Below are 23,781 nucleotides of genomic sequence, written 5' to 3'. Positions count from 1 at the left end.
CAGAGTCTGTTTTACGCTCTCCATTCAACTTCAGCCCGATAGATCGGCTGGCCGAGTGCTGAGAATTTTTCTTCATATTCTGTCATGATGTTATCTTCCATATCGCTGTTATGCAGATCAAGACTGACATATGTCAGCAGCAGACCGTATTCCGAGAAGCTTTTCAGCGAGTACTCAAACAGGCCGCGGTTGTCTGTTTTAAAATGAATTGCTCCGCCTTTCCCCATCACTTCTTCATATTTCTTGAGAAAATGGGAATACGTCAGACGGCGTTTTTCGTGGCGGTTTTTCGGCCAAGGATCTGAAAAGTTCAAGTACACCCGTTTAACTTCACCCGGCTCAAACACGTCTGTCAGCGTGTCCGCGTCTATATTCAAAAGCTTTACATTCGGCACTTCGCTATCCTTTACTTTCTGGACAGCTGTCACAATTACGCTTTTAAATAACTCAATACCAATATAATTAATGTCAGGATTTTGTTTGGCCATCCCGGAAATAAATTGCCCTTTTCCTGTACCGACCTCGATATGGATCGGATTGCTGTTGCCAAACACTGTATTCCATTTTCCTTTATAATCAGCAGGATTGCTGATGGCAATATCTGCGTTTTCAGCCAAAAAGTCATCAGCCCAAGGCTTGTGGCGCATTCTCATATGATTGACACCTCTATCTATTATTTCGACTAACAACATACCATGAATTAAAAAGACCCGCAAGCTTGTTTTTGAAGGTGTGCCTTTTTAGAGCAGATCACATAAAAAAAGAGGTTCCCATCTGTCGGAACACTCGTGTCTCATGCATAAAACCATACTGTTTTGAACAATTTAACCCGTAAGATACTGAAGGGATGTGTACCGTTTTATGGGTTTAAATTACGAGAATCAAGTTGATCTATTGAAGGACATTTTGACTGACCATCAATTAGACTGCTGCGGAACCGTCGCAGAGTACGAACAGCTTGAACGTGTGATTAAATCGCTGATGGCAAACACCGAGCTCGATTCACACTTAAAAAACGTGCTGGAAGATGTGTACCGATACAGCCAATCAGGAATATCATCCAAATCTATCGACTCACACATACAAGAGCATCAGAGCAGCTTGTCTCAATGGGTAGAGGAAATGGATTCGTATTCCTGATTATTAAACAATTCGCTTCATCAGCATATGCAGTTCTTCCATTGCATCATGGAATTCTTTATCGTTTCCTTTGGATTTATGCCAGGCAATGAAAGTGATTGTTTCAGATAGCACATACCATGCCATTCTTAACCGAAGGCCGTCCGTTAACTCAATACCGTACATGCCCAGCCAGCTCTCCCAAGCTGGCTTTTCGACGTAGTGGTACAGCAATGGCCCCAGATCCATCGCCGGATCAGCAATCATGGCGCCGTCCCAGTCAATTAAATACAGCTGGTTGTCTTCAGACAATAACCAGTTATTATGATTGACATCACAATGGCAAACGACTTTCTCACCGAAATGCACTTCATGCAGATGATCTTCTAAATACTTAATCCCTTCTTGAATCAGCGGCGAAGATTGCTGCACAGCAAATACAGCCTGTTTAAGCTGAGACAGCAGAGTCCCTGGATTCAGCGGTTCCTTTCCAAGTCTCTTCAGCATGTCCAGCAAGGCTTTTGATGTGTGTATTTTACGAAGCAATTCAGCAACGGACCGTCCGTTCATGTCTTTCGGCTTCAGCTCTCTGCCGGTCATCCAGTGCTGGGCCGTTATGACGTCCCCATTCTCCATCCGTTTTGTCCAAACCAGCTTAGGAACAATGCCTTCGGCGGATAAAACAGCTAAAAAAGGTGAGCTATTACGTTTTAAAAAAAGCTGCTGCCCGTTATGTTTCGCATAATATGCATCTCCTGTAGCTCCTCCGGCGGGGAAGATCTCCCAATCGCTACCTAGTAATTGTCCCAACCAGTTCATATCAATGTTCAACCCATCATTTCTTAAAATATTTTAGAATAAAGGCCTATTCGTCTTCAGTCTATCCAGCGAATGCCTTTTTCGTACGAATCGTATGAAAAATAAAAAAGACAGCTATTGAGAGTCTCATATGCTAATCAATAGCCGTCTTTTAAATTTTAGCGCTATAGCACAAACTTCGTCAAGCAAAACTCGTAAGATCTCGTGCTAAATATAAGATAACCGTTCCGATGCCGTTTACAGCAACCGCTTTCTTGATTTCTCCATGATCAGCACGAAACCCGTCAGTATCACATAGAAGGCGGTAAGCCTTATCTTTCGGCAGCTGCCATGTAACAGAATCGGGGCTGGCATGATGGATGACAATGATTTCTTCCCATTCGTCGATTGCGCCGAGGTTAAACAGCCGGTATACAATAAGGTGCTCTTTGAGAGCCAGACATTCAAGGCAGCGCTGAATATCGGCTGATGACGTAAGCCGGAATGCCGGATGCGCTTTTCTGAGCGAAATCAGCCTGCGGACATAGTCAACATCCTGCTTGAATGTTTCACGCCGCGACCAGTCCAGCTGGTTGATGCTGTCACTGGATTGATAGCTGTTTTCCACCCCCTGTTTCGTCCGGAAAAATTCCTGTCCGCTGTGAATAAACGGCACTCCCTGGGCCAGCAGAATGATTGCAGACGCCAGCTTTTGCCTGCTTCTTTTTCGGCTCTCACTTTCTTGAGGAAGCGCGAGGCTCATTTTATCCCAAAAAGTGTGGTTGTCATGCGACTCGACATAATTGATGGACTGGCTCGGCGCAGACACAAGCGGGTCTGTCTCTTCCCACCCGGAAGATCCGGCGATCCCGCGCATGACTGTTTCCGTTTTTTCGCCGTTCCCAAGAGCAAAACCCGCCGCCGCGATATGAAAGGTATTCCCTTTAACAGCGTCACGAAACGAATCATTAAAAAAACCGATGCCCGGCATTTTCGATGCATTCGCCAATGTCGCTTTCTGTTCAGGCGGCAGCGGTGTTGCCAAATCCCAGCCTTCCCCAAAGAGAAGGATTCCGGGCTTTACCTCAGATGCTTTTTCTTTCATATGAAGAACCGTTTCAATATCTAAAATGCCGAGCAGATCAAAGCGGAAGCCGTCGACATCGTATTCCTTCAGCCAATACAAGACACAATCCGTAATGAATTTCCTTGCCATCCGCCTTTCTGAGGCGATGTCATTCCCGACGCCGGTGCCATTCGAAGGCATTCCGAATTGATCATGCCGGAAGAAATAACCGGGCACCGTTTTTTCAAAGGGCGAGTGCTCTCTTTGGTATACATGGTTATAAACAACATCCAGAATGACACGCAGGCCATGCTGATGCAGGGTGTGAATCATTTGTTTTACTTCTGTGTTTCTTGTCTGAGGGTCGTGAGGATTGGAGGCATAGCTTCCCTCCGGGGCGAAAAAATGAAGCGGATTATAGCCCCAATTGTAGGCGGCAAGCGGGTTTTCTTCATCAACTCCGGCATAATCGTTTAGCGGCAAAAGCTCTATATGCGTAACGCCAAGCTCTTTTAAATAAGAAAGTCCTGTAGAACTGCCATTTTTCGTTTTGGTGTCCGTTTCAGCAAGCGCCGCATATTTCCCCTTGTTCTTCATACCGCTGTTTTCATAAATGGAGAAGTCTCGGATGTGCATCTCATAAATAATGGCTTCAACGGGGTCTGAAAATGGTGTAAGCGAAGGAGCCGAATTTGCTTGATCAGGGCGCAGCACGACACCCTTCTCTCCGTTGACCGTCACAGCTTTTGCATACGGATCAACCGTTTCTGTCCATTCTAAATTGTTGCAAATCCGGTACACATACTCATAACCGTGCAGATCTCCAGCCGCTGTAACGGCGTATACTCCATTTTCCATTCTTGTCATTTGAAGCGTGTGCCCGCTTTTTTCGGGATGTGACAGCTTGACGGCAGCTGACGTCGCAGCAGGCGCCCATACCTTAAATTCAGTATAATCCGAAGCGTAAACAGCTCCGAGCTCTCCGTCATAATAAAATGCAGCATCAAACGCATCCGTCCTGACAACCGCCCCGATTTGGAGATCCGTTTTTCCGCCGCCAGATGCTTTGACATGATGCGTTTTTCCGAAAGCCACCGGCTGTTCAGCTACACATACATACTTGTATTTCCCTTCTATTTGCCATTCCTGACTGACTGTCAGAGGAATTTCCGCTGTATCTGTCTCAAGCTGAAAAGGCGGCGTAAAGGTATCTTTTTGATCAGCAGGAATCAGAACCGTAATGATATTCATTTCATCGGCATACGCTTCAAAGCTGCGTTGGATACAGACCATCAGAATCTCTCTCCTCCAAAAACGTTTATGTTTTGATCCGTAAGGGTGAGGGACTCGATGCCAGACGGAATGGGGTTGTACCCATGATTTCTCCGTCAGCATGGAACGGAATTTTGTCCTTCGTGTAAAACGTAATGTCTTTCGCTTTAAACATCGTCACGCCGTCCATTTTGGTGTGTTTTCCAAATGTCATCAAGCATAAAAACCAATACTTTTTCAAAAACGGCAGATTCTCAACAATGATGATATCAAATGCCTGTTCGCGCGGATTCGCAAGCGGGGCCGCCTTCATGCCGCCTCCGTAAAACGGATGATTGGAGACGACCGCAAACCAGACATGATGAAATTCCTGTGTCTCTCCTTCAATTGTACAAGCCAACGAAAACGGCTTAAAGGTAGCCGACGCGTACAAATGGGAAAGCGGATAGACAACAAAGCGGAGGCGCAGAAAATGGATCGCCCGTTTTAATGGAAATTCCATCGCCTTCTTATTGACATATGCGTCAAAGCCGATTCCGATATGATTCAAAAAATAAAGAACCTGCGATTTATCCTGAAGCAAATTAATGCTTCCCAAATGAAACGTTCGCGTTAACGGACGCTTCAGCTGTCTGATTTCCTGAATCAGATCTATTTTCTTAATGGAGAATCCTCTGGAAAAATCATTGTACGCGCCAGCCGGCACAAAACTCAGTTCGATATCGTCAACATCTTTCAGCCCGTTGACGACTTCGTGCATCGTTCCGTCTCCGCCGATAACGATCAGGCGTTTCAGCTTATGTTCCTGTATTGTTGAAATCTGCCGGGCGAGAACCTCGGCGTGTCCCGGATGTTCAGTTAAAAATGAGCGGTGCTCAATCTTTCGTTTCAGTAATTCCTTTTGTATCGACTTCCAAACACGCAGGCCTTTTCGATGCCCTGCTGCCGGATTAATAATAAAAAACCATTGGCTCATCTTTCTCACCTGCTTATGTTATGAGAAAACCGCTCAAATCGTTCTGCTTTACTCCAGCCACTCTTGTCTGCGATAGGAGTCTGACAGGCAATAAGACAACAAAGCCTTTGCAGCCTTTAATTGATGATGTTTTATCGGAGCAGTGTTTTTCTTCTGCCTCTCCATCCAGTCCGCCAAGCCCCGTTTGTCCACTATTTCCAGACCGTACGGCGGTTCGGGGCAATCAATGTATGACGTTCTGCTCAGGAGTAATTTCGAGACTGGAATATCAGCGCCTTTTTCCTTTACGATCTTCGACACCACAGATCCCGTCCGAAACAGACTCAACGCCGGATTTAATACCGATTCAGTCTGAGAGCCTGTTTTCTTCTCCCAAAAACGATGTTTAGATCCTATGTACACACTGTCTTCCTCTGCCTCTATAAAAGAAACGCAAAAAATGTCAAGAGGTGAAATGATCACTATGCTTAATTCTACTGCCGCCTGCTGAATTTTGAGCACAGGCTTATACATAATAAAATAAGAATCAGGAAGCTGCTGGGCCAGAAAATGCAAAATGCGGTCCTGCTTCACCTGGTTTGACAGATTTGACATCTCGGAAAGAGTAGAGCTTGCCCATTTGAGCTGAAATTCATATAAATGTCTTTTATAAAAGGAAGCAAGCGCCATCCTGCTCTTCGGCAGCCTTACGTTCAGATCGTCTTCTTCCTCAAACCATTGGTGTCTCTCTTCTTGTATATCGGCTTCTATCTCTTCTTTTCTTCTTTTCAATGAAAATTTTTTTCGTTTCTGCACCGGTTCCAGCTGTTCAGCACTGGCTTGTCTTTCTTCATGCTGGCGCTCCGCTGCTTCTAATAATGAAATCCAGCGCTCTTTTTTCAGCCGTATAAACTGATTCATATAATGGTACGGATCAAGTTCATATCTCGATATATAATCATGTATTTTGATGATTTGTGCCATTTTGTTTCTCCACTCCGCATGAATTAAGTTAAATAAAATTTGTATTTTTCCTCATATTTTGGTGATTGATTTAAGTGTGTCTGAAAAAGTGAAAATCGTTCAATAGCCGTTGAAACCTCACCGCTTTTAAACGGGATCTGCGCCGGAAATCCCTTTTGGCCTGTCCATTTTCTTGCCAGCGTCATATGGGGATGATACGCTCTCTTTTCCACTTTAAAGCCTGCTTGAAGAACAGCTTGTTTTGTATGCTCCCGCAGTGTTTCGAGCGCCGTATTCTTCTTCGGCTCCAAATGTAACACGCGCGGCTGCCTGCGGTCTCCGAACACATCTATTTTGTCAAACTCAATTGTAAACGGATTGGCATCAACAGCTATCTCGGCAAGCGAGCCTTCAAGCTGCTTGATTTGCGCTTCGTCCGCCGCACCGAGAAAAATTAACGTGATATGGTAGTCAAGCGGGTGCACCCATTTTTGAAACGTGAGCGCCGGCTCGCTTTTCGCAGCCTGGTAAATCGGATTTGCAATTTCCGGCGGAATGGGCACGCCGATGAAATAATGAGGCCGGATATCTGACATCCGTCTGACACTCCCTTCTTTGACTGCTATTATTTTATCAATAAAGAGGCTGCGCGAATAGAGGAACCGCATATGAAAACACTCTCGCGCAACCGTTTATTATGTTAGGATATTATATGACACTTGTTTTATTCAGAAAGGAATGACAATGTTGAAAATCTTTGAAAACACTTCTGATCTTATAGGAGATACACCGCTTGTGAGATTGAATCGGCTTCAGCCGGAAAACGCAGCACAAGTCTATTTAAAACTTGAATTTTTCAATCCAAGCGGCAGTGTGAAAGACAGAGCCGCTTACAATATGATCATAGAAGCAGAACAAAACGGCTTACTCAAGCCTGGCTCAGTTATCATTGAGCCAACCAGCGGAAATACCGGAATCGGACTCGCCATGAATGCGGCGGCCCGCGGCTATAAAGCGATTTTAGTAATGCCGGATACAATGACGAAGGAGCGGATCAACCTCCTCAAAGCCTATGGTGCAGAGGTTGTGTTAACTCCCGGATCGGAAAGAATGCCCGGCAGCATTAAAAAAGCAAAAGAGCTCGCCGAACAAATTCCGAACAGCTTCATTCCGATGCAGTTTGATAATACCGCAAATCCTGACGCGCATCGAAAAACAACTGCTCTGGAAATTGCCCGGGCAATAAAAGAAATCGGAAAACCGCTAGGCGCTTTTGTAGCTTCTTCCGGTACTGGCGGGACCATTACAGGCACCGGTGAAGCGCTAAAAGAACTTTTCCCGGATATTTTGGTTCATGTTGTCGAGCCTGCGGGGTCTCCGGTATTATCAGGCGGAAAACCGGGTGCGCATAAGCTGGTTGGGACAAGCCCAGGCTTCATTCCTCCAGTTTTAAATCAAGATGTATATGATGAAATTATCAAAATCACTGATGAGGATGCTTATACGACAACCAGACGCCTTGCTGCGGAGGAAGGAATTCTCGTCGGGCCTTCTTCAGGCGCTGCCTGCTTCGCGGCGATTGAAGCCGCCAAACGTCTCTCTCCTGATCAAGTCGTTGTCTGTATGACAGCTGATACCGGGGAACGTTATTTATCAACTGATTTATGGTCATTTGTGTAAAAAAAGGACTGGCTTCAGAAGAAGCCGGTCCTTTTATTTTGCAAGTTCGTAGATGGCCTGCGCATATAAAGCAGTCGCTCTGAGGAGATCATCAATTTCAATATATTCATCCTTTTGGTGCGCACTATCGGGACGTCCGGGGAACAGCGGTCCGAATGCGACGCCGGCTTTCAAAGATCTTGCATACGTTCCCCCGCCGATTGAAATTAAATCAGCTTTTTTGCCTAATTGGCCTTCATATACCTTTTGCAGTGTTTTGACTAGCGGATGGTCCGCTGATACGTGATGCGGCTTGCTGTCTTTAAATTCTTCAAGCTCAAATTCAGCGGCGCTTTCAAACGCATCGCGAATCATTTTGCTTTCCGCCGTTACCGGATAGCGGATATTGATTCCAAGCTCGCCTCCTTGCCCTTCTGTATAGCGCAGTGTTCCGACATTTAATGTCAGCTCTCCGCTAATCTCATCCTCACAGTCAATATTCAGTTTCTTTCCTCTCGTATCATCTGAGAATTTGTCTGTCACGACTTGAACAAAACGCTGTCCGGCTTCATCCAGCTTAGTCTGGCGCAAAAATTCTGCCAGTTTGATGCCGGCATTCACTCCATTGTTCGGTTCCATCGCATGGCAGGAAAGTCCGTGCATGCGCAAGATCAGCTGCCCATTCTCAATCTCAGCTTCACCTTTTTGATCCGTTGCGCGGAGCATGTCTTTAAATGAGGCAAGAACCTCTTCTATATTTGATCCTTCAAGAACAGCTTCCGCAGCGTCTGGCACCATGTTTAAACGGAGACCTGATGTAAACGAGGCAAGAACTGTTTCTGAAGCGGCTTCGTTTGCGCGGTGCGGGATGAGCAGTGAAGCATCAATAATCCCTTTTTCCGCGTTAATAATCGGGAAATCTGCATCTGGCGCAAAACCGAGATTCGGCATTTCTTCGTGCTTGAAATAATGCTCCACACATCTCCAATCACTTTCTTCATCTGTTCCGATAATGATTCTGACACGTTTAGAAAGCGGCAGATTCATGTCTTTGACGATTTTCAGCGCGTAGAACGCCGCCATCGTCGGACCTTTGTCGTCAATGGCGCCCCTTGCATAAATCCGTCCGTTTCGGATGTCCGCTGAAAACGGATCACTTGTCCAGCCGTCTCCGGGCGGTACAACATCAACATGGCAAAGAACGCCGACAATGTCTTCACCCTCGCCCCATTCGATATGACCGGCGAACCCGTCAAGATTTTTTACGGAAAATCCTTCTTTTTCTCCAAGCTCAAGCAAAGAGGTCAAGCTGGCATTTACCCCTTCTCCGAATGGTTTGCCGGGCCCGGCTGTTGTTTCGTCCATTACACTGTTGATTCTCAAGAATTCCTGCGTATCGCGAATCAAATCATCTTTTTTTCTGATCACTTCGACTTCCCAGTTCATAATGATCCCCTTTCTGCAATAAATCACTTGCAAAAACTAAATAAAACGAATAATATTAATGGTGTTTTGTTAAAACGTTCGTAATTGGAGGTTACTATGTTTCATCTAAAAGAGCAGCAAACATCGATTAAACAAGAAATCATAGCTGGATTGACGACCTTTTTCACAATGGTCTATATTGTAGTGGTGAATCCGGTCATTTTAGCGAATGCCGGAGTTCCTTTTGACCAGGTCTTTACCGCAACGATTATCGCCTCCATTGTCGGAACGCTGTGGATGGCCCTGGCTGCAAATTATCCGATTGCCATTGCGCCCGGCATGGGCTTAAACGCTTACTTAGCCTATCACGTTGTAGGCGCAAGCGGCGGCGGCATCACGTACGCAACAGCTTTCAGCGCAGTATTCACAGCAGGGGTTCTCTTCATTATTCTATCGTTAACGCCTTTAAGAAAACAACTGATAGAAGCGATTCCAAACAATTTAAAATACGGGATCACCACAGGGATCGGGCTTTTTATTGCGTTTATCGGTTTACGGCAGGCGGGAATTATTACGGCTGATAAATCAAATCTGGTCACACTCGGCAACCTTCATTCGCCAGCGGTTATCTTAACGCTGATCGGCTTATTGATCAGTGTGATCCTGATGGTGCTGAATGTAAGCGGAGCGTTATTTATCGGAATGGCAGCTACCGCTTTGATCGCGTTTTTTACCGGCCAGCTGCATTTTCCTAAAGGCTTTATGTCTTTTCCGCATTTGCCTGAGGGATTGATTATTTCAAATCCGTTCTCCGCTTTTGGCGATGTGATCCATCACGGCCTGTACGCTGTCGTCTTTTCATTTCTGCTTGTAACGATTTTTGATACGACCGGTACGATGATCGGTGTGGCCGAGCAAGCCGGATTGATGAAAAACAACAAGCTCCCGAACGCGCGAAAAGCGCTGCTTGCTGATTCAACGGCGACCACAGTCGGTGCTGTTTTCGGAACAAGTCCGACAACCGCGTTTGTCGAGTCTTCAGCTGGCGTCGCAGCCGGGGGAAGAACAGGTCTTACGTCTTTAACTGTCGCGGTATTGTTTGCAGCTTCGATGTTTTTCAGTCCGCTTGTCAGCGCCTTATCCGGCATATCCGCCATCACCTCACCGGCTTTGATTATTGTCGGCAGCCTGATGATGGGCTCGGTGTCGAATATTAACTGGAAGGAGATGGACGAGGCATTTCCGGCATTTCTCGTTGTTCTGACCATGCCTCTTACATCAAGCATTTCCACAGGAATTGCGCTTGGCTTTATTTCGTATCCGATTGTGAAAGCAGCACGGGGAAAATGGAGAGACATTCATCCGCTCGTCCTCGCATTTGCCGTTCTGTTTTTCATCCAGCTATTTATTCTATAACATACAGAAAACCCAAACGGCATCCGTTTGGGTTTTTATTTCACCAAAAAAGAGATAGCAGCCGCCAAAAAGCAGCAGGCAACACAAGCATAGTGCAGCGTGTTCACACAGCTTTTTCTGGCCCGGTAATATTCATCACTTTCCTTATCAGCCCCAATTAAGATCGGCGCATCCATCACTTTGTCAAAAATAAGCGAAAGCACATAACGGCAAACACCTGTATAAACCAGCAGCGCAATCACCTTAAGAAAGATCGGGGAAACGACTGTTAAAACCGTAAAAGCCGACAAAAGCATATACAGATGCCTCGCATATTCCCCATTCCTCAGCATGACTTTAAAAAACAATTCTTTATAAATTGTATACATTGTCCGTTTCTTAAATATCCTTTTTGAATTCCGGAATAATAGTGGTTTTCTCCTCATCCTGTCCTTTACTCTCGGCATTCTCACATCTTGGCTCGTCATCATTACAAGACCTGCAAGAGTGAGCCTGATTTTTTTCTCCTCAAGCACCTCTGCCTCAAAAGCCGAAAATGAAGCCGTCTTTTTCAAACTGCGTATGAAAGCAAAAATAAAAAACAAAACACCGGCAAGCGAGAGCAAGTGCCACTCAGTAAAGGTAATCATGAGAAAAGAACACGCCAAAAGCACAGCCTTGAGAAAAAAGTCTGCAATCTGTCTCCAAATAATTCTTGGTTTTCTGACCCTGTCCTGCTTCAAGGATAAAAAGAGCGTATGAAGACCGAATGCATTGATCAATAGAGCAGCGCTTTCTGGAATAGTGACGCGAACAGAATCAATGATAAATGGAAGAAAAAGAAAAAAGAGCAACAGCCATTTGGCGAACGTGAACAATAAAGAATACACCAATGCGTATTGTTTCATCTGGCGAATGATCGCTTTCTTTTGCAGCAAAAACACCTGGTCCGCTTCCAGTAAAAAAGTATGGATGGAGCCTGTACAAACAATCAGTATACCGACAGCGTATAACCATCTCCATTCGACTCTCTCAGACCACTCGTAAAGAAGGCCGTTTCCATTCGTCCACTCCACATACTGATAAATCACAAAAGCAAGCGCCGGCAGGACAATGTAGAGCGCAACCGTCCAATCAATGACAGCATGCAGCACCTTAAACTGATATCGGTAAAAATCCAGCCACCTTCGAAAAAAGAGAGAGCGCCCGTTCATGCCTTTCCTCCTTGAATCGCCGTATAAAAACAGTCAAGCAATGACTGCCCGTCTAACCCTGTCTGCTCTTGAATATCTTTTAACGTTCCCTGAAGAAACAAAGAACCTTTATCAATCATGTAAAACCGGTCGCAGATTTTTTCCGCGGTATCAAGTACGTGTGTGCACATGAGAATGCCGGCTCCTCTATCTTTCTCAGCCTTCAGCATGTCCACAAAGCGTTTTGTCGATATCGGGTCAAGGCCGATAAACGGTTCATCAATCACATACATATCAGGCTTAGAAAGAAAGGCCTGAATCAGCATCAGCTTTTGCTGCATGCCCTTCGAAAACGTCACCGGCAGCTCATGCATGACATGATCAAGCGAAAATGTTTCAAGAAGACTTTGGGCACGGTATTCGAATTCACTCTGACCAATGCCGTGCAAAGTGCTGATCAGGTCGAGATGCTCCCACAGCGTTAATTCCTCATAAAAGGACGGGTGCTCCGGAATATAAGCAAACGAGCAATCATTCCAAGCGATAGTCCCTTTAAAGTCTTGCGAGAGGCCGAGTATCGCCTTGATGGCAGTACTTTTTCCAGCGCCGTTCGCTCCAATCAATCCGACAAGCTCCCCTTCTCTGACTTCCAATAAAACATCGGTGAGCACTTTTTTTCGGCTTGTATACCCTGCTTGCTCTATCGATGCTTCCAACAACATTCTCAATCTCACTCACCCCCCAAATCACATACGAAACAGAATAAAAAAAGTTTCTTTATCCATAATAATATTGTGCTGAAATACATAGTAATCCAACAAGGATGGCGGCCAAACTCAAATTGGAAAAAATTTATCATACTTATTCCTAGATTCACCGCGGCGAAATCGTGTATAATGAAGGCGAATTATTTAAATATTACAGATGTCTGCCTTAGTTGCTATTTCGTACGCAGTTGATAGTCGTGAGTTGTGGTTAGTCAAGTCCATCCGATCTTATGATAGGGAGTGGTTTTTTGAAACCTTCAACAAACCGTATGCTAACTCGAATCAAATCAGTTTACATGTTTATTCAAGAGAAAGGCCTTGTGACAACACAGGAACTGGTTGACGAATTCGGCATTACACCTAGAACGATTCAAAGAGACTTAAATGTGTTAGCATATAATGATCTTGTTCATAGTCCAAGCCGTGGCAAATGGGAGACAACGAGAAAGAAAGTAAAGATTACCTCATAACATTAAAAATTACATAGGGCCGCCCTGTGAGCGGCCTGATAGATACAGGGCGAGGAGCGTTCTTAGCCTTGTTTTTGTGTGCTTATATATATAATAAAAATCCCGCATGTGTGATGCGGGATTTTTTCATGCTTGCGGCTCGTTCAGCCATTCAAGTTCTTCTTCTGTAAGCTCACGGTATTCTCCCGGCTCCAAAGCAGGATCCAAGGATACGCGTCCCATTGAGAGCCGCTTCAGATAAATGACTTCATTGCCGACAGCATTTGCCATCTGTTTGACTTGATGATATTTCCCTTCTGTTATCGTCAGGTATATCACGGTATGCCCTTTATCGTTTGCCTTTATTTCTGCTTGTGCCGGCTTTGTTTTGTAGCCGCCTTCAATAAATACCCCAGTCTCTAAGCTGTTGATGTCTTCTGGCGAAATTTGCGACTTTAAGTGGACCTCATACGTTTTCGGAACATGCTTTTTCGGCGATAGCAGCCGGTGAGCGAGCTGACCGTCATTTGTCAGCAGCAGAAATCCTTCTGTATCCTTATCAAGCCGGCCGGCAGGAAACGGCTCGAATCTAAGTTCATCCGGCGTCAGCAAATCGACCACTGTCTTTTGCCGGCTGTCCTCAGTCGCTGACAGCACGCCCTGCGGTTTATTCATCATGATATAAATAAACTCGCGGTAATCAATCGGATCGCCATAAACGGTCACCTCCTGCGCATCAGGGTCCACGTGCGCCTTAACATCTTTTGCCGGCTTTCCGTCGACCATGACGGCTCCCGCTTTCACAATCGATTTGACCTCTTTTCTCGAACCATACCCGCTGTTGGCAAGCAGTTTATCTAGTCTCATGCCAATCTCTCCTTCCTATAAAAGAAAGCCCGCATCAAGCGAGCCCTCTGTTTCAACATATTCTGTTAATCAGCAGCATGTCTGCCTTTCTTTAAGAACCCCGGTAAACGGCGGCCGAATATTTTCTGTAAAAACCCTAAACGATAAGCGCAATACAGGTAGACAGCTCCGCCGACCACAGCAGCAATCAGCACGACGATCGCAGCATGCAGCTGGCCATCCTCGTAGGAGATGAAAAAGCTTAACACCCACTGGACGATTTTAACGGCTATCGCCATCACTGCTGACAAGAGCAGCATCAGAACGCCCCGTTTCACTAATATTTTATACGAATAGCCGGCATGCCGTTTGATCATGATAAATCCGTATATAAGTGAAGCAGTATACCCGAGTGCCGTAGCTAAAATAGCGCCGTCAGCCTGCATCAGCTTAATCAGCGGGACATTCAGCACAAGTTTGATCACGACACCGATCACAAGACTGGCAACCGCAAATTTTTGCTTATTGATGCCCTGCAATATGGCGGCGTTGACAGTAAACAAAGAGAACAAGATCGCAACTGGCGAATACCAAAACAGGATATCTTTCCCCAATTCAGGATGAAGGCTCTCTGATCCGTAAAAGAACGTGTACACAGGGCCTGCTAATACCGATATACCGACAACAGCCGGAATAATTAAAAACAGGATCGTCTGCATCGACTGGTTGATCTGCTGATTTAACAGCTTGTAGTTTCTGCTTGTAAACGATTCTGTGATCGTCGGAATTAAGGTCAGTCCGAATGCCGTCGCAAGAGAAACCGGGATCATCACGAGCTTCTGCACGTAAAGTGTCAGAATGGCCATCATGTCCTGACTGATAGCTTGATGCCCCGCTTCAATCATGGCTTTGTTAAACGTATTTGTATCAATATAGTTATACAAAGGGATGGCTAGTCCAACAAACACGTAGGGAGCGGCATAGCTGAAGAGCTCGAAAAACATTTTCTTGTAGCTTAAATCTGCTGTCGGCCCCGTATTAGGCATCATCGCCAGCAGATTGCCTTTTCGTTTGTTCCAATAAATATACAATACGATCAGCCCGCCGAAGGCACCGATCAGAGCTGCAAAGGTTGCATAACCGACAGCGATCACAAGGCCGCCGTTTAAGACTTTCAAAATCAAGAAGGTCGCACTCAATAAAAAGATGATGCGGACAATCTGCTCAACAACTTGAGAGACAGCCGTCGGCCCCATCATTTGGTGACCTTGGAAAAATCCGCGCACAAGACTCATAATCGGCACGACTAAAAGCGCTAAGCTGACCATGCGGATGACATATACGACATGATCAATCGTCAAACCGTTATTATCTTTGCCCCCAAGCGATATTTCCGCAAAAAACGGAGCAGATAAATATAGTATAAAAAAGGCAATCATTCCCGTTACAAGCATAACCGACATGCCCGCCTTCAGCATTTTTCTGCTTGTTTCATAATCCCCTTTGGAATTATATTTGGAAACAAATTTAGAAACGGCGGCCGGAAAGCCCATTGTGGCAATGTTCAAAAATAAAGTGTATTGATTGTATCCGTATTGAAATAACGCACCGCCTGTCGCTCCGACCATGATGCTGAAAGGAATTAAATAAACCATTCCCAGTATCCGTGAAATATATGTACCGAGCGTTAACACAAACGTGCCTCTTAACAGTTTGCTTGACATGTTTCTTCATCACCATTTTCTACGAAGATTCAACTTTTCTATTTTAACACAACTGGGCATATAGACGGTAATAAATACAAAAGCAATCTCAGTAACAATGCAAGTTTGCGGCAAAATACGTTTAAGCAGAACCTGTCTTTCGCTATAATAGTACTGCGGACAGCGTTCCGCACACGAAATGTAAAAAGAAAGTTGATGATAAAGATGAAGCAGTATGACGTAATTGTAATCGGCGGAGGCCCTTCAGGTCTGATGGCTGCCATTGCAGCCGGAGAACAGGGTGCTGATGTTTTGTTAATAGATAAAGGAAATAAGTTAGGCCGTAAACTTGCCATATCCGGAGGCGGCCGCTGCAATGTGACAAACCGCCTTCCTGTCGAAGAAATTATTAAGCACATCCCCGGCAACGGCCGTTTTTTATACAGTGCGTTTTCTGAATTTAATAACGAAGATATTATCAAGTTTTTTGAAAATCTCGGGATCAAATTGAAGGAAGAGGATCACGGCCGGATGTTTCCGGTGACAGACAAAGCGCAAAGTGTTGTCGACGCGCTCTTAAACAGGCTGAAACAGCTGCGTGTGACGATCAGAACGAACGAAAAAATCAAATCTGTTACATATGAAGATGGACATACAGCAGGCATTGTGACGAATAATGGCGAAGTGATTCATAGTCAGGCAGTCATTATCGCGGTTGGCGGAAAAAGCGTTCCCCATACCGGCAGCACGGGTGATGGCTATGAATGGGCCGAAGCCGCAGGCCACACAATAACAGAGCTGTTCCCGACAGAGGTGCCCGTCACATCTGCCGAGCCGTTTATTAAGAAAAAAACATTGCAGGGTTTATCGCTCAGAGGTGTCGCCGTCAGTGTATTAAACAAAAAAGGCAAAGCCATTATCACACATAAGATGGACATGCTGTTCACTCATTTCGGTCTCTCAGGCCCCGCCATACTCAGGTGCAGCCAGTTTATCGTGAAAGAGCTGAAAAAACAGCCGGAAGTGCCCGTCAGAATTGATTTGTTTCCGGATATCAATGAAGAAACGCTATTCCAAAAGATGTACAAGGAGCTGAAAGACGCGCCGAAAAAAGCGTTAAAAAATGTGCTGAAGCCTTGGATGCAGGAGCGCTACCTTCTTTTCCTGCTCGAAAAGAACGGCATTTCACCGAACATATCATTTTCTGAGCTGCCGAAGGAGCCTTTCAGACAATTTGTCAAAGACTGCAAGCAATTTACCGTTCTCGCAAACGGCACACTGTCTCTAGACAAAGCGTTTGTCACAGGAGGCGGTGTATCGGTGAAGGAGATTGACCCGAAAAAGATGGCGTCTAAAAAAATGGACGGCCTGTATTTTTGCGGCGAAATCTTAGATATCCACGGTTATACAGGCGGATACAATATCACATCTGCGCTCGTCACAGGCAGACTCGCCGGACTGAATGCCGGACGCTTTTCCCGTACGTAAACCTTAGACTTTTCAAACTCTTACAGCATGCCGGGCATTTGAAAATTTCCCGCAAAAATGTTAGGGTGAGATTTGTTTTGTTTCACCTGATTGCGGGGTAATTTACAGGAAGGAATGATCTGCCATCGTACGACCATACTAAGCCTGCGAGGAAGATATAGGCGTACACAAAAAAGTCAGAGGGTGAGAATGTTTGAAGAATATATCTAGTGTATTTTGGATTGTGATTGTCATCACAGCCGCAGCCGTTTTGTGGGGCGTTATTTCTCCTGACAGCCTGCAAAACGTGTCTCAATCGGCACAATCGTTTATAACAGATTCATTTGGTTGGTATTATCTATTAGTTGTCTCTTTGTTTGTCGGGTTCTGTCTCTTTTTAATTGTCAGCCCGATTGGAAAAATTAAACTGGGGAAACCGGATGAAAAACCGGAATTCGGGTTATTATCTTGGTTTGCCATGCTGTTCAGTGCAGGCATGGGAATCGGCTTAGTATTCTATGGTGCGGCTGAACCGATCAGCCATTACGCAATTAGCTCTCCATCAGGTGAAACAGAAACCCCCCAAGCCTTCAGAGATGCGCTCCGGTACACGTTTTTCCACTGGGGACTGCACGCTTGGGCCATTTATGCCGTCGTGGCATTATGTATCGCATATTTTCAATTCCGCAAAGACGCGCCTGGATTAATCAGCAGCACACTGACTCCGATTCTCGGCGATAAAGTAAACGGCCCGATCGGTAAACTGATTGACTGTATTGCTGTTTTCGCTACAGTTGTCGGCGTTGCAACGAGTCTGGGGATCGGCGCAACTCAAATTAACGGCGGATTGAATTACCTATTCGGAATTCCGAATCATTTTATCGTTCAATTGATTTTGATTGTTATTGTAACAGTGCTCTTTTTACTATCGGCTTGGAGCGGACTCGGAAAAGGCATTAAGTATTTAAGCAACACCAATATGGTACTAGCCGGATTGCTGATGCTGTTTATGCTGGTTGTCGGACCTACCGTTTTGATCATGAACTCACTTACAGATTCAATTGGGCAGTATATTCAAAACATTGTTCAAATGAGCTTCAGACTGGCGCCGAACGATCCAGGCAAACGTGAATGGATCAACGGCTGGACGATTTTCTATTGGGCATGGTGGATTTCCTGGTCTCCATTTGTCGGCATTTTCATCGCTCGTGTATCCCGAGGCCGGACAATCCGTGAATTTTTGATCGGCGTCCTGGTGGCACCATGTATTTTGGCTTTCCTATGGTTCTCCATTTTCGGTGTTTCCGCAATGGACCTTCAGCAAAAAGGTATCTTTAATGTGGCGAAGCAGTCTTCCGAAACGATGCTTTTCGGAACACTGGATCACTATCCGCTGACAATGATCACGTCTATCCTGGCATTGATCCTGATCGCCGTGTTCTTTATTACATCAGCTGATTCAGCGACATTTGTCCTTGGTATGCAGACGACATACGGTTCATTAAACCCGGCTAACTCAGTCAAACTCAGCTGGGGCATCATTCAGTCTGCTATGGCAGCTGCGCTCTTGTATTCCGGCGGACTTGCCGCTTTGCAAAACACAGCGATTCTGGCGGCACTGCCATTTTCAATTGTTATCTTGCTCATGATTGCTGCCCTTTATAAAGCATTGGCAAGAGAACGAAAAGAAATTAGAGCAGCAGAGAAATTCCAGAAACCAAGAAGCCCAAGAGTGAAAAAGGCTTAATCATAAAAAAAGATCTTTCCGCAGTCCGCGGGAAGATCTTTTTTATTTTCGATATAGAATGAGTGCGGAAAAACAGTAGAGCTGCTCGCCTTCAGGGTCACATGCCGCTGAAACCGTATATTTGATATCAACCAGCTGCTCTTCCGATATTCCTTTCAAAAATGAATTGATCTCCGTTTGCAAATCTTTTTCATGCTCTTCATCAAACACTGCCACCTTCAGCATTTATCCGCTCTCCTTTCTCTATCAATCTATTCCGTTTGGAATCAATATATGATAGAGAAAATGTTTACCTCGTCTCCGGATAAATAGCTCCTGGTGCAGGATGCTTCTTTGCCGGTTCATGGTCCTGCTGCTCTAGCTTCACCAAGACGGCATAAGCGATCCTCATGTGGCAGTAGCTGATGAGACTGACGCTGAAAAAAGGGACAATTCCCGGCAGATAAGCCAGCAGGAAGAAGAGCGCGACCGTCAGCGCAAGCATGACGAGGGTATATTGTAAGTACGCCACACTCAGCAAGAGGGAAAACTTAAAATACAGGCGCTTTTTCCAATCAAAGTGGACGAGCAGCGGAAACACATAAAAAAGCATTGATACAAACAGAAAGCCAAATATCATAATAGCAAAGCGCAGGATATGCAATAAGTAGTGGCTCGGGTAAATAAAGGCCAAATCGATATAAATGATCAAACCGATTAACACCAGTACAGCACCGATCAGATTGGAACGGAGAAATTCAGCTTTGTATTCCCGCCAAAAAGTTGGCAGCACCGGAACGTGATCCTGACCCTGAATCCATTTTCGCATAACAGCGAATAAAGCGGCAGTCGCGGGCATGACACCGAACACTCCGAGACCGATGATCGTAAAAAGCAGCCAAAGCAAATTGGTATACACAAACCTCATGATCCACTCGCAAAAACGCAGCACCCGTGCCATTGATCCGTCATGTTCCACGAAAGCCCCTCCTCTTCGCTTTTATACATTTTGCATATGAAAAAGCTGTTTAATATCAATTGGTTTCTTTTCAACAACGGAGCGCCATATTCCCTCACCGACCGCGATAGAATAGGCTCCGGCTTCGGCTCCGGCCAAAATGTCATACTGGCGCAGCGGATCTTTGCCTATAAATAGATCAGCAAGTAAAAGCGGATCACCTCCGCCGTGTCCTCCCTCGTTTTTGACGACTTGAATGGTTTGCTTCGATTCAAAAAGCGGATAATACTCAATCGTCTGCTCTGGAAAAGCAAACGGAATTCTGGAAGGCTCATGGAATTCATTTGATTCAATGCGTCCTTTTGTCCCGTTTATCGTAAGGCGGTAGCCTTCGTACGGAGCGGAAAATGTGATCGAGTAGCTTAAAAGCGCACCGCCGTCATATTTGACAGCCGCCACATACGTATCCTCAATGTCGATCTCCTCGTCAAAAATGCACGCGTCAGGGCGATATGCGGTATATAAGCTTGACTGGTCTGCATCCGCCTTGAGATGATCATCCTTTACAGAAGCTTTAGAGGCACGAGGGTGCCATCTCGCATAGTAATGGCATTTCTCTTTGACCCGGCATGTGCCGCAAAAACGCCCGTCTTCTTCCGGCAGCGGATTCCACTCACTGTCCGGCCCGTAGTAATTCAACTCGCCGTAAGCAAATACCTCCGCCGGGTTTTGGCCGAGCCACCAATTCACCAGATCGAAATGATGTGTGGATTTATGGACAGAAAGGCCGCCGGAAAATTGCCTGGATCGGTTCCAGCGTTTAAAATAGCTGGCGCCGTGATAGGTATCAATATACCAATTCAGATCAACAGACGTGACCCTTCCTATTTTTCCTTCTAAAATCATTTCTTTGATTTTCCGATGATACGGGCTGTAGCGGTAATTAAACGCGACAGTAACCTTCCCTTTGCTTTTCGCTTCTGCCTCAAGCACCCGCTTTGCATCCTGCACCGTCGTCACCATCGGTTTTTCCGTTATGACATCCGTATTCCACTGAAGGCTTCTCAATATATAGGTGATATGGGTGTCATCCCTTCCCGTCACAATCACAATGTCTGGCTTCGAAACGCTCATCATATTGTCAAAATCTTCTTCTTTATACTCCGGTACTTGTGCAAGCTCCGGAAATGCCTCTTTGCAGACGGCGAATCGTTTCGGATCGGCATCCAGCAATCCCGTAATTTCATAAGTGGATGAAAACAGTTTGAGCAGCGGTTTGATAAACATGCTGAGGGCTCTGCTGCTTAATCCGCAAATGACGATGCTTTTCAATGGTCCCCACCCCTATCGGACTTCTGTTAATTGGGAAATCAGCTGCAGCGCTTCCTCTGTTTTTTCGGAGTATACAGGGATAAACGCCGCCATATTTCGATTCAGCCGAAAAGAATAGCCGTTCAGCTGTTTTTCCCCTTTCTCAATCAGAACGGCATAGACTGTTTTTTCTCCCGTTTTTTGATTTACGGCTGTATAGGGCGATGAATGTTTCAGTGACAATCCGTCTAACGGCTGAAAATTTTCCGGATCATCGTAAGCTGCAAACAAGTCTTCAGGCACGATAAAGACGTCACCCTCGCGAGCCGTAATTTCAGTCAGCAGCTTTTCCGGCAAAGCGGGAAAAATTTCTGCCCTGCCTGCCTTCTTTTCAGCGGCCTCTTTTATGTTATCCTGTACGCCTGCCTGCATATCTGAAAACAGGATGACATGAATGCCGTCCGGTCTGCTTGAGCACGAAGCCAAAAACAGCAACGAGACGATCACACATACAGCCGCACATAGAGATCTTTTCATTTTTCGTCTGACCCGAGAAGCGCTTCCAATTTTGTCATCGCCAAAATAAACGCTCCCGCCCCGTGAAGGTCGTTTGTGCTCCGTTCCCGGCTGACATAATAATCATAAAATCCTGCCGACGTTCCGACACATATGTCTTTGACGAGAAACGCGCCGTCTTTTGTTGTTTCAGTTTTATGCTGAATCAGCCCTTGATACGCTTTTAACAAAGGCGTTTTATAGGATCTGTCGAGATATCCTTTATTGATTCCTTTAGCGATGGCATACATATACAGGCTCGATCCCGAGCTTTCCAGCCAGTTGTCAGATCTGTCGCCCTTGTCAACGATCTGATACCATAATCCTGTTTCCTTGTCTTGGCAGCGGCAGATGCTTTCGAGCATGTCCTGCAGTGTTTTTTTCCAGACATGACGGGTTGGGTGCTTCTCAGGCAGCTCTTCAATCATGTCTGCGAGTGACATGACGTACCAGCCGATTGAACGCGCCCAAAACTCCGGAGAGCAGCCTGTCTCTTGACTGGCCCAAGGCATTTTTTTCGCTTCATCCCACGCATGATAGAAGAGCCCGGTCTTTGGATCCTTCGTATGCTTTCTCATCAGGCCTTCCTGAAGCACAACCATGTCAAACAGCTCCGGCTCGTGCTTCAAATTGGCATATTTCAGTGCAAACGGCCCGCCCATATATAAACCGTCAAGCCACATTTGATATGGATAGCCGTCCTTATGCCAGAACCCCTGCTCTGACGTTCGGTTCAGCGTTCCGTATAAGCCCCGCAGCCTTGTTGCCGCTTTTACATAGCGTTCATCCTTCGTCTTTTCGTATAAAGGAAAAAGAATAAGGCCCGCCTGAATCGCGTCGAGTTCGTCTCTTTTAAATAATAGATTGCCGTAATCATCAATTAGGAGATCCGCATAAGATTTCGCATAATCAAAGTACCGTTTCTGTCCGGTTGCTTCCCAAAGACGCAAAACCCCGCATAAGAAAACGCCCTGATGATAGTGCCAGCGGTTTGCAGGCGGCAGCTCTTCAACTGTATACGTGTTCATAATCGTTTCTGCCAATGCCTCCGCATACGTAAGAGGCGACTTTACAGCGATTGATTGATCCATTGATACCATCCCTTTCTTAATAGATTCCTTCCTCGCCAAATTTCTTCGCCAAACGATTCGCAAGCATGACCAAAATCAGCCCGACCGCCGCTTTAAATACGCCGACCGCTGTACTGTAGCTGAATTGGCCCTGTTTCAGCCCCGCAGTATAAACGTACGTATCAAAAATTTCCGCGACTTCCCTGTTTGTGGCGTTTAACAGCAAATATACATGCTCAAAGCCAAGCTCCAGCGTGTCCCCGATTTTTAAAATCAGCAAAACGACGATGACGCTTTTGATAGCCGGCAGCGTAATATGCCACATTTGCCGCAGCCGTCCCGCTCCGTCCATTTTCGCCGCTTCATAAAGCTGAGGATCAACCGCCGTCATTGCGGCCAGGTAGATGATCGTTGACCAGCCCGCTTCTCTCCAGATGACCTGCAGAATATACAGCGGACGGAACCATTCTTCATTCAGCAGAAAATTGATTTTTTCACCGCCAAAAAACGTAATCAGTTCATTAATCAGGCCCCCGTCTACTGTCAAAAGCACAAATGACAGCGATACAACAATGACCCAGGACATAAAGTGCGGAATATAAATCAGCGTCTGAACGAATTTTTTAAAGAGTGCAATCCGCACTTCGTTTAGAAGAAGCGCTAATAAAATTGGCACCGGAAAAAAAATGGCCAGATTCAAGGCAAAGAGCACGAGCGTATTTTTTAACAGGACAAAAAATGTAGGCTCTGTAAACAGCCTGATAAAATGCTTCAGCCCGACCCACTCGCTGCCCCAAATGCCGAGAAACGGCTGATAATCCTGAAACGCAATCACGATTCCCCACATTGGAACATATTTAAAAAGCAAAAAATAAATACATCCCGGCAAAATCATAAAGTACAAAAACTTTTGCTGCAGCAGCTTATTTAGTAAGCGCTTTCTTTTTTCTTTTTTAAACATGACTGCGTCTACAGCCGGCGCTTGCGCTTCTGCTGTTTTCATCTTTTTCAAAGCCTCCTTTCACGGGTTCTTGTTTTCACTGTAGCGCAGCGTGCAAAAGTCCGTCTACAATCATATGATCAC

23 protein-coding genes are annotated in these 23,781 nt (G+C 45.6%); 6 read left to right on the top strand and 17 right to left on the bottom strand.

What is annotated here, in order from left to right:
• Positions 1-11: 11 nt before the first annotated feature.
• Positions 12-653, bottom strand: coding sequence for a tRNA (guanosine(46)-N7)-methyltransferase TrmB (gene trmB, locus H7F27_RS06185; RefSeq protein WP_038954257.1), 642 nt, complete (start codon positions 651-653; stop codon positions 12-14).
• Between the two features lie 208 nt (positions 654-861).
• On the opposite strand from trmB, the gene H7F27_RS06180 reads away from it, so the two are divergent.
• Positions 862-1,140, top strand: coding sequence for a YtzH-like family protein (locus tag H7F27_RS06180; protein ID WP_024122528.1), 279 nt, complete (start codon positions 862-864; stop codon positions 1,138-1,140).
• A gap of 3 nt (positions 1,141-1,143) precedes the next feature.
• On the opposite strand, the gene H7F27_RS06175 is transcribed toward H7F27_RS06180, so the two are convergent.
• The 5 genes from H7F27_RS06175 to thpR all read right to left on the bottom strand — a co-directional run bounded on the left by H7F27_RS06175 (position 1,144) and on the right by thpR (position 6,769).
• Positions 1,144-1,938 (bottom strand): phosphotransferase family protein, encoded by a 795-nt coding sequence (locus H7F27_RS06175; protein WP_095714595.1) that lies wholly within the window; start codon positions 1,936-1,938, stop codon positions 1,144-1,146.
• Between the two features lie 181 nt (positions 1,939-2,119).
• On the bottom strand, positions 2,120-4,276 hold the full coding sequence (gene pulA / locus H7F27_RS06170) for a type I pullulanase (RefSeq protein ID WP_185848716.1): 2,157 nt from the start codon (positions 4,274-4,276) through the stop codon (positions 2,120-2,122).
• A gap of 25 nt (positions 4,277-4,301) precedes the next feature.
• Positions 4,302-5,231 carry a YegS/Rv2252/BmrU family lipid kinase gene (locus H7F27_RS06165; protein ID WP_185848715.1) on the bottom strand — a complete coding sequence of 310 codons (930 nt, stop codon included), beginning with the start codon at positions 5,229-5,231 and terminating at the stop codon, positions 4,302-4,304.
• A 48-nt stretch (positions 5,232-5,279) separates the two neighbouring features.
• Positions 5,280-6,194 carry a hypothetical protein gene (locus H7F27_RS06160; RefSeq protein WP_185848714.1) on the bottom strand — a complete coding sequence of 305 codons (915 nt, stop codon included), beginning with the start codon at positions 6,192-6,194 and terminating at the stop codon, positions 5,280-5,282.
• Between the two features lie 23 nt (positions 6,195-6,217).
• Positions 6,218-6,769, bottom strand: a complete 552-nt coding sequence (gene thpR / locus H7F27_RS06155) for an RNA 2',3'-cyclic phosphodiesterase (protein WP_185848713.1) — start codon at positions 6,767-6,769, stop codon at positions 6,218-6,220.
• Between the two features lie 148 nt (positions 6,770-6,917).
• Between thpR and cysK the strand changes: the two genes are divergently transcribed.
• Positions 6,918-7,853, top strand: a complete 936-nt coding sequence (gene cysK / locus H7F27_RS06150) for a cysteine synthase A (RefSeq protein ID WP_038954259.1) — start codon at positions 6,918-6,920, stop codon at positions 7,851-7,853.
• A 33-nt stretch (positions 7,854-7,886) separates the two neighbouring features.
• Here the strand turns inward: cysK and pepV are convergent, their stop codons facing one another.
• Positions 7,887-9,278, bottom strand: coding sequence for a dipeptidase PepV (gene pepV / locus H7F27_RS06145; protein ID WP_185848712.1), 1,392 nt, complete (start codon positions 9,276-9,278; stop codon positions 7,887-7,889).
• A gap of 96 nt (positions 9,279-9,374) precedes the next feature.
• Here pepV and pbuO point away from each other — a divergent pair, with 96 nt between their 5' ends.
• Entirely contained in the window at positions 9,375-10,673 is a 1,299-nt protein-coding gene (pbuO, locus tag H7F27_RS06140; RefSeq protein ID WP_024122536.1) for a hypoxanthine/guanine permease PbuO, read from the top strand.
• A 35-nt stretch (positions 10,674-10,708) separates the two neighbouring features.
• Here the strand turns inward: pbuO and H7F27_RS06135 are convergent, their stop codons facing one another.
• Positions 10,709-11,866 carry an ABC transporter permease gene (locus H7F27_RS06135; protein WP_185848711.1) on the bottom strand — a complete coding sequence of 386 codons (1,158 nt, stop codon included), beginning with the start codon at positions 11,864-11,866 and terminating at the stop codon, positions 10,709-10,711.
• Positions 11,863-12,573 carry an ABC transporter ATP-binding protein gene (locus tag H7F27_RS06130; RefSeq protein WP_024122538.1) on the bottom strand — a complete coding sequence of 237 codons (711 nt, stop codon included), beginning with the start codon at positions 12,571-12,573 and terminating at the stop codon, positions 11,863-11,865. The genes H7F27_RS06135 and H7F27_RS06130 overlap by 4 nt, the downstream gene beginning before the upstream one ends.
• A gap of 287 nt (positions 12,574-12,860) precedes the next feature.
• Between H7F27_RS06130 and H7F27_RS06125 the strand changes: the two genes are divergently transcribed.
• On the top strand, positions 12,861-13,082 hold the full coding sequence (locus H7F27_RS06125; RefSeq protein WP_003152337.1) for a DeoR family transcriptional regulator: 222 nt from the start codon (positions 12,861-12,863) through the stop codon (positions 13,080-13,082).
• A gap of 126 nt (positions 13,083-13,208) precedes the next feature.
• Here H7F27_RS06125 and H7F27_RS06120 read toward each other — a convergent pair whose 3' ends face one another.
• Positions 13,209-13,928, bottom strand: a complete 720-nt coding sequence (locus H7F27_RS06120; protein ID WP_101860104.1) for a pseudouridine synthase — start codon at positions 13,926-13,928, stop codon at positions 13,209-13,211.
• Between the two features lie 65 nt (positions 13,929-13,993).
• The gene (gene murJ, locus H7F27_RS06115; RefSeq protein WP_024122540.1) at positions 13,994-15,631 is read right to left on the bottom strand and encodes a lipid II flippase MurJ; all 1,638 of its coding nucleotides are present in this window, start codon (positions 15,629-15,631) and stop codon (positions 13,994-13,996) included.
• 204 nt (positions 15,632-15,835) lie between these two features.
• Between murJ and H7F27_RS06110 the strand changes: the two genes are divergently transcribed.
• Together H7F27_RS06110 and H7F27_RS06105 are read left to right on the top strand one after the other, a co-directional pair.
• Positions 15,836-17,098, top strand: a complete 1,263-nt coding sequence (locus H7F27_RS06110) for a BaiN/RdsA family NAD(P)/FAD-dependent oxidoreductase (protein WP_185848710.1) — start codon at positions 15,836-15,838, stop codon at positions 17,096-17,098.
• Between the two features lie 193 nt (positions 17,099-17,291).
• The gene (locus tag H7F27_RS06105) at positions 17,292-18,824 is read left to right on the top strand and encodes a glycine betaine transporter OpuD (protein WP_024122541.1); all 1,533 of its coding nucleotides are present in this window, start codon (positions 17,292-17,294) and stop codon (positions 18,822-18,824) included.
• Positions 18,825-18,866: 42 nt separating this feature from the next.
• Here H7F27_RS06105 and H7F27_RS06100 read toward each other — a convergent pair whose 3' ends face one another.
• The 6 genes from H7F27_RS06100 to rmgP all read right to left on the bottom strand — a co-directional run bounded on the left by H7F27_RS06100 (position 18,867) and on the right by rmgP (position 23,700).
• Positions 18,867-19,049: a sporulation protein Cse60 gene (locus H7F27_RS06100; RefSeq protein WP_003325003.1), complete on the bottom strand. Its 183-nt coding sequence runs from the start codon at positions 19,047-19,049 to the stop codon at positions 18,867-18,869.
• Between the two features lie 64 nt (positions 19,050-19,113).
• Positions 19,114-19,782: a YesL family protein gene (locus tag H7F27_RS06095; RefSeq protein WP_185848709.1), complete on the bottom strand. Its 669-nt coding sequence runs from the start codon at positions 19,780-19,782 to the stop codon at positions 19,114-19,116.
• 21 nt (positions 19,783-19,803) lie between these two features.
• Positions 19,804-21,093: a Gfo/Idh/MocA family protein gene (locus tag H7F27_RS06090; protein WP_185848708.1), complete on the bottom strand. Its 1,290-nt coding sequence runs from the start codon at positions 21,091-21,093 to the stop codon at positions 19,804-19,806.
• Between the two features lie 12 nt (positions 21,094-21,105).
• Positions 21,106-21,609, bottom strand: a complete 504-nt coding sequence (locus tag H7F27_RS06085; RefSeq protein ID WP_095714544.1) for a lipoprotein YteS — start codon at positions 21,607-21,609, stop codon at positions 21,106-21,108.
• On the bottom strand, positions 21,606-22,727 hold the full coding sequence (locus H7F27_RS06080) for a glycoside hydrolase family 88/105 protein (protein ID WP_185848930.1): 1,122 nt from the start codon (positions 22,725-22,727) through the stop codon (positions 21,606-21,608). The genes H7F27_RS06085 and H7F27_RS06080 overlap by 4 nt, the downstream gene beginning before the upstream one ends.
• Positions 22,728-22,734: 7 nt before the next feature.
• Positions 22,735-23,700 carry a polygalacturonan/rhamnogalacturonan ABC transporter permease gene (rmgP, locus tag H7F27_RS06075; protein WP_024122546.1) on the bottom strand — a complete coding sequence of 322 codons (966 nt, stop codon included), beginning with the start codon at positions 23,698-23,700 and terminating at the stop codon, positions 22,735-22,737.
• Between the last annotated feature and the right edge of the window lie 81 nt (positions 23,701-23,781).

This window comes from Bacillus sp. PAMC26543 (genome assembly GCF_014250375.1).
GTDB lineage: Bacteria > Bacillota > Bacilli > Bacillales > Bacillaceae > Bacillus > Bacillus halotolerans.
The sequence above is the reverse complement of the archived record's forward strand: the minus strand, read 5'-3'. Positions and strand labels throughout refer to the sequence as shown.